Annotated in this window: 3 protein-coding genes and 1 pseudogene; 2 read left to right on the forward strand and 2 right to left on the reverse strand. The window is 57.7% G+C overall.

What is annotated here, in order from left to right; translation table 11 throughout:
* Positions 1-191: pseudogene (locus KO516_RS18335) on the reverse strand (integrase); the annotation flags it as partial.
* 212 nt (positions 192-403) lie between these two features.
* Positions 404-1,315, reverse strand: coding sequence for a LysR family transcriptional regulator (locus KO516_RS18340; RefSeq protein WP_216005246.1), 912 nt, complete (start codon positions 1,313-1,315; stop codon positions 404-406).
* Positions 1,316-1,427: 112 nt separating this feature from the next.
* On the opposite strand from KO516_RS18340, the gene KO516_RS18345 reads away from it, so the two are divergent.
* Complete coding sequence (locus KO516_RS18345) at positions 1,428-3,890, forward strand: CoA transferase (RefSeq protein WP_216005247.1); 2,463 nt, start codon at positions 1,428-1,430, stop codon at positions 3,888-3,890.
* Positions 3,891-3,952: 62 nt separating this feature from the next.
* On the forward strand, positions 3,953-5,644 hold the full coding sequence (locus KO516_RS18350) for a BCCT family transporter (protein WP_216005248.1): 1,692 nt from the start codon (positions 3,953-3,955) through the stop codon (positions 5,642-5,644).
* The last annotated feature ends 174 nt before the right edge of the window (positions 5,645-5,818 follow it).

A 5,818-nucleotide genomic window follows, 5' to 3' on the forward strand; every position in this document is an offset into this window, starting at 1 on the left:
CGATATGTGCAACAACGTCTGTCGATGGCAAGGTTGAAGAGCGCCAGATCACGGTGATTCTCGGCGAGTTCGAGCCGAACCCGGATGGCCCAGACGTGCTTGGGCTTGAGCGGGCGCTTCTGACCAACGATCCGGCCCTTGTTCCAAGCGGGACGAAGCGCGCGGATGGCAGGTAAGTTTGGTGTTTGCATAACGGATCCTCCGGTCCGCCACGCCCGCCTACAACGACGACCCGACGTTGACCAAGGCAATATACCACAGAATGCTGCGCCGCATCTGAGGTCTGTTTGGAGCCCCTCCTATGAATTCGAGATTCTCGCCGCGCGTGCTCGTAGCACAGATTTTGCCGCATGTTCATCATCTTGAGCTCTTCAATGCGGCGTAAAGAGCGGCCATTTAAACGCTAAGCTTCGGCTGCCTCCTTGAACCAATTCAGCATTTTGGCAAGCAAACCGTTTTTGTCGCGGATTGGCCGGTGTTGCAGGAAATAGGACACCTCACGGTCGGACAAGCTTGGGTGCAGGCGCAAAATTCGCCCTGTTGCAAGAGCTTGATCGACAAGCCCATGCCATCCCAAACCGACGCCATGCCCAGCCTCGACAGCCTGTAAAAGAAAAGGGTAGGCATCAAACTGTGCGGTCTGTCGAAACGCGGGGGTATCGCGCTTTGCCAGTGCAAACCATTTTGGCCATGTCATGAAGCGGGAATCCCCGACGTCAAAATGAAGAAACATTTCAGCAGGCACTGTTTCTAACGCTTCAGAGGCTTCGGGGTGTACTGCAAGGAATTCGGGGCTGCAGATTGGAAAGACCTCGGATTTAATGAGCGGAAAGAATGGTCTGTCTGGCAGTCTGGATGTATCCCAAACGACTGCCGCGTCCAATCGGCTTAGGTCGATGTCTCCAAGCTGATCGGTTGTGACCACGCGCACCTGTGCACCGTCCAGATGGTCTCTGAGATCAGCAAACCGTGGCATCAGCCATTGATCGGCAAAGCCGTAGGTACAGGCCAGCGTCACCTCTTGACGTTCTGGCGGTGTCGAAATTTCAGTCCACACTTGATCCAGATGGCCGAAGCCAAGTGATACCGCTTCGGCCAGCCGCACCGCGTTGTTTGTCGGAGTGATCTGGTTGTTGTTCCGCTTGAACAGAGGCAGCCCCAACCTGTCTTCAAGAGTGGATATATGTCTTGAAACAGCGGGCTGGCTCAGCCCAAGCTCTTGTGCCGCGCGCGAAAGGCTCGAGTGACGAACCACCACCTCGAGAACAAGCAGGGCATTAAGCGAACCGGATATCGGGCGTATAAGTCTTCGCATAACAAAATATTAGTGAGCGCATCGGATTTACGCCAGTGTATTTCAACCATTTCTGCCCTTAGGTTGGCTTTGGGAAATTCCATCCATGGTGAAATCTAATGAGGTTTTTTGAATGATTGACCGTCCTCTGTCTTCCATCCGTGTGCTCGACTTCGGCCAATACCTTGCCGCACCGCTTGTTGGCATGATGCTCGCCGATATGGGGGCCGAGGTCATTCGCATTGATCCACCCCAAGGCCCTGCGTTTGATGATCCGGCATTCGACATGCTGTCGCGCGGGAAAAAGACACTGACGCTGGACCTGAAGTCGCCTGAAGGGCGGGAGACCGCGATCGAGCTAGTCAAACGCGCAGACGTGGTTCTGGAGAACTTTCGTCCCGGCGTGATGGAACGGTTGGGGTTGGGGCCGGACACCCTGCGCGCGGTGAACGATCAGTTGGTCTATCTGTCGATGCCGGGATTTGCCTCGACAGATGCCGAGCTTGCGGACCTACCCGCGTGGGAGGCCGTGATTGCTGCCTATACCGGCCAGTTCACGGATATGGGGCTGAACCGGCGGTTGATGGGGATCAACCCGTCCTTCACGCCGCTGGCGCTGGCCTCGGCCTATGGGGCGAGCTTTGGCGCGATGGCCGTTTTGTTTGCGCTGAACGCGCGGGATCGCAATGGCGGTGATCATATCGAGGTGCCTTTGGCGTCGGCCCTGCTGGAAGGGTTGATCTACAATTGCGAGCAGATTGAGGACTACCCCGAGCGCTATAAATCCCCGCGCGAGGTCGAGCTGGATCGGCGCGCCGCTGAAGGTCTGCCGATGAACCTGGAATTCGACGAGTTGTCGGAATTTCTGGACCCCTTCTATCGCACCTATACCTGTGCTGACGGGCGTGGTTTCTATGTGGTGTCGGGATCGGTCTCGACCCACCCGCGCCGGGTTCTGGAAACGCTTGGCCTGAAGGAACTGGCGGATGAACTGCCCGATTTCTCAGCCTATCTGGACACCAAAGACTGGCCAGCGGAATGGTCGATGCGCAACTATCCGGTCGGGGCTTCGGATCGGGAACGGGTGTCATCCGCGATGAAACAGGCGTTCCTGACACGCCCATCCCATGAATGGGAGGAACTGTTCGGAACCGCCAAAGCCCCTGCAACGGCGCAGCGTTTCACCAAGGAGTGGCTGGCTGATCCCCACGCTCTGGCCTCGGGGCTAGTGCTGCGGGTCGAAGATGCCCGCAATGGTGAGATGCGCCAGATGGGCAATGTCGCCTGGTTGGCGGGTGATGACGGCGCGGCCATGAAAACAGGCCCAGCAACTGCCGATTTAGACGCCTTGCTGGCCGAGACCCCTCGCGCCAGCGGCGCAACCGGGCAAGGCGGCTGGCTCGACGGCCTTAAAGTCCTTGACCTGACCAACGTGATTGCCGGGCCGACCGTCGGCTCGACTCTTGCGCGCTATGGCGCCGAGGTGACGCTTGTTCAGCCCGTCGAGCCCTCAGTCGATCCGTGGAACACCGTCGTGTTCGGCATTCATGCGCAGCGCGGCAAGGAAAGCATTCTGCTGAATCTGCACAGCGATGAGGGGCAAGAGGTTCTGGGTAAACTGATTGCGGAATCCGACGTGATCACGATGAATGGAACGGATGAACAGCGCGACAAGCTTGGGCTTTCACCTGACCGGCTGGAAGCTATCAATCCGCACCTCATCCTTGTTCAGCTGGATGCGTTCGGAGGGCCGCTGCGGGGGCCAAAGTCTGACCATCTGGGTTATGATGATCTGGCACAGGCCGCGACTGGCGTCATGGTGCGCTTTGGAGGTGGCATGGAAACGCCGGAAGAGCATGCGCATTTTGGCACCATCGATGTGCTGACCGGGTTCTGTGCCTGCGCCGCTTTGGGTGGCGCATTGATCCGTTTGCGTGAGACCGGCAAAGGTGGCGTTGCACGTGCCTCGCTAGCGGCGGCGGGCAATCTTATTCAGGCCCAGTTCATGTATGATTATGACGGTCGCGCGCCCTTTGACGAACCTTCCGGCCGCGAGTCACTGGGCTGGGGACCGTTCTATCATTGCTATGAGGCTGCAGATCATTGGATGTTCTTTGCAGCCCCAACCGAACAGCAGGCAGCTCTGGCACGGGTTTCGGAGCTTGCAGATCTGGTGGAAGCTCCAAAGGATGCTTTGCATGGCCAGCTGGCCGAGCGTTTCAAGGCGCATCCGCTGTCGCATTGGAAATCTGCCTTTTCGAACGGGAGCAGCACCGTTGTTCCCTTGTCGTCATTGCACGACACAAGAGACGCGGCGCTGCAGCTTGAAAGCAAAGGTGGGATTGACCTGTCCGACGCGACCTTCCGCGTAATCCGCCACGACCAACACCCGATGGGGCGCTGGTGCGATCTGGTCGCACCAAACGCCGTGCGTCCGACCAGCGGCAAAATCACCATTCCCGGACCGATGCCGAAATATGGGGCGCATACGCGCTCAATTCTGACTGATCTGGGATATAGCGATCACCACATCAGCACCATGCTTGCCGCCGGAACTGCAGGAGAAAGTTGGTCAGAGAAGTTCCTGCCCGAATAATTCACGCATCCGCAAGGCAAGGACGCGCTTGCGTTCGGAACTCGTCAACATGGAGGACATAGATGTCAGACGAAAATCCAAACTCCCACCTCGTGGCAAAGGACGGTTTCTTCACCGGCCTACATCCGGGAATGGGCATGGCGTCGAAGGCAATGATTGCCGCCTTCGTGATCTTTACCGTTCTGAACGTCGAATTCGCTGGTGGCGTCTACAAGTCGATCCGCAGCTGGATCGAAAGCGGCCTGAGCTGGTATTACATTTCGGTGCTGGCAGGGGTCATGTTCTTCTGTTTCTTCCTGATGTTCTCGAAGTTCGGCAGCCTGCGTCTGGGCGACGATGACTCGCGTCCCGAATTCAGCAACTTCAGCTGGTTCTCGATGCTGTTCTCGGCCGGGATCGGCATTGGCATCCTGTTCTTCGGCGTTGCTGAACCGATCTTCTATTTCGACAACTCAGCTGCCTGGGGCTATCCGAACAACCCCCATGCCGAGCTTCAGGGCCACAGCGAGATGGACATGCAGCGCGCCGTTGACGCGATGCGTGTGACCTATTTCCACTGGGGTTTCCACGGCTGGGCGCTTTACGTGATCGTCGGCCTGTGTCTGGCGTATTTTGGCTTCCGCAAGAAGCTGCCCCTGACCATGCGTTCGGCGCTTTACCCCCTGATCGGAGAGCGCATCTATGGCCCGTGGGGTCACTGCGTTGACCTGCTCGCCGTGTTTGGTTCGGTTTTCGGCATTGCGACTTCGCTGGGGCTGGGCAGCAGCCAAATGGCCGCCGGCCTGAACGTTCTGTTCGGGATGGAGCCGACGATGGGCTTGAAGATCGCACTGATCGTGATCGTGACCATCATTGCCACCGTATCCACCGTTTCGGGTGTCGGCAAAGGCATCCGCATCATCTCGGAATGGAACATCTGGTTGTCGATGATCCTGCTGGGTGCCTTCATCGTCATCGGCCCGATCAAGTGGCTGCTGGGCTTCTATGTCACCACCATGGGCGACTATATCTCAAGCTTCATCCCGATGGGTTTCTGGACCGCCAGCAGCGAAGAGAACGTCGCGTGGCAGGGTGGCTGGACCATCTTCTATTGGGGCTGGTGGATCGCATGGGCACCGATGGTTGGCATGTTCATCGCCCGCATCTCGCGCGGGCGGACGATCCGCGAGTTCATGCTGGGTGTCCTGTTTGTCCCGACCGTCATCGCCTTCTTCTGGCTGTGCATGTTCGGTGGCAACGCCATCTGGCAAGAGCTGCACATGGCAGGCGGACCGGCCGCAGAAGGTGGTGCTGGCGTGATCCAGACCGTGCGTAACTGGGATCTTCCCGCTGCACTATACGGCACGATCGGCAACTTGGGCACAACCTCGTGGCTGGGTGATCTCAGCTGGACGGCATGGCCGCTTTCCGCACTGGCGACTCTGTTGCTGTTTTCATGGTTCGTCACATCTGCGGATTCCGGAACATTGGTGATCACCACCATGCTGTCGATGGGGGATGACAATCCACCGAAAAAGTTTCGCATCATCTGGGGCGGCGGAATCGGGGCAACTGCCATCGTGCTTTTGATGGCCGGTGGTCTGGGAGCCTTGCAGACGGCGTCGATTGCAGCAGCGTTTCCAATCTCGTTTGTGATCATCGCGATGGCTGTTGGTCTTTACCGTTCGCTGGCAACCGATCCATCCGCGACACCGATTGGCGAGGCAAAAACGGCTCCTGATGGGGCACGGATCGCGCAAGATTTGCGCGCATGATAATAAGAGCTCCAGCGCAAGTTGGAACTCTTATCCGACGCAGGTCTGAACTCGCATATCGCTATACCCAAGGCGAACGAGCGAACTTTAAGGGCCACTGTATGTGATTACATCGGCGATTTTTGTAGGACGCTCAAAGACGAGGCGCTGCCAACGCTAGGGTCAGGATTCATA

It is taken from the genome of Citreicella sp. C3M06 (assembly GCF_018860705.1).
Taxonomy (GTDB): Bacteria; Pseudomonadota; Alphaproteobacteria; order Rhodobacterales; family Rhodobacteraceae; genus Salipiger.

Bases quoted from the DNA above. Each gene is read 5' to 3' on its own strand.
- KO516_RS18340 (WP_216005246.1), bottom strand. From the start codon at position 1,315: ATGCGAAGACTTATACGCCCGATATCCGGTTCGCTTAATGCCCTGCTT.
- KO516_RS18345 (WP_216005247.1), top strand. From the start codon at position 1,428: ATGATTGACCGTCCTCTGTCTTCCATCCGTGTGCTCGACTTCGGCCAA.
- KO516_RS18350 (WP_216005248.1), top strand. From the start codon at position 3,953: ATGTCAGACGAAAATCCAAACTCCCACCTCGTGGCAAAGGACGGTTTC.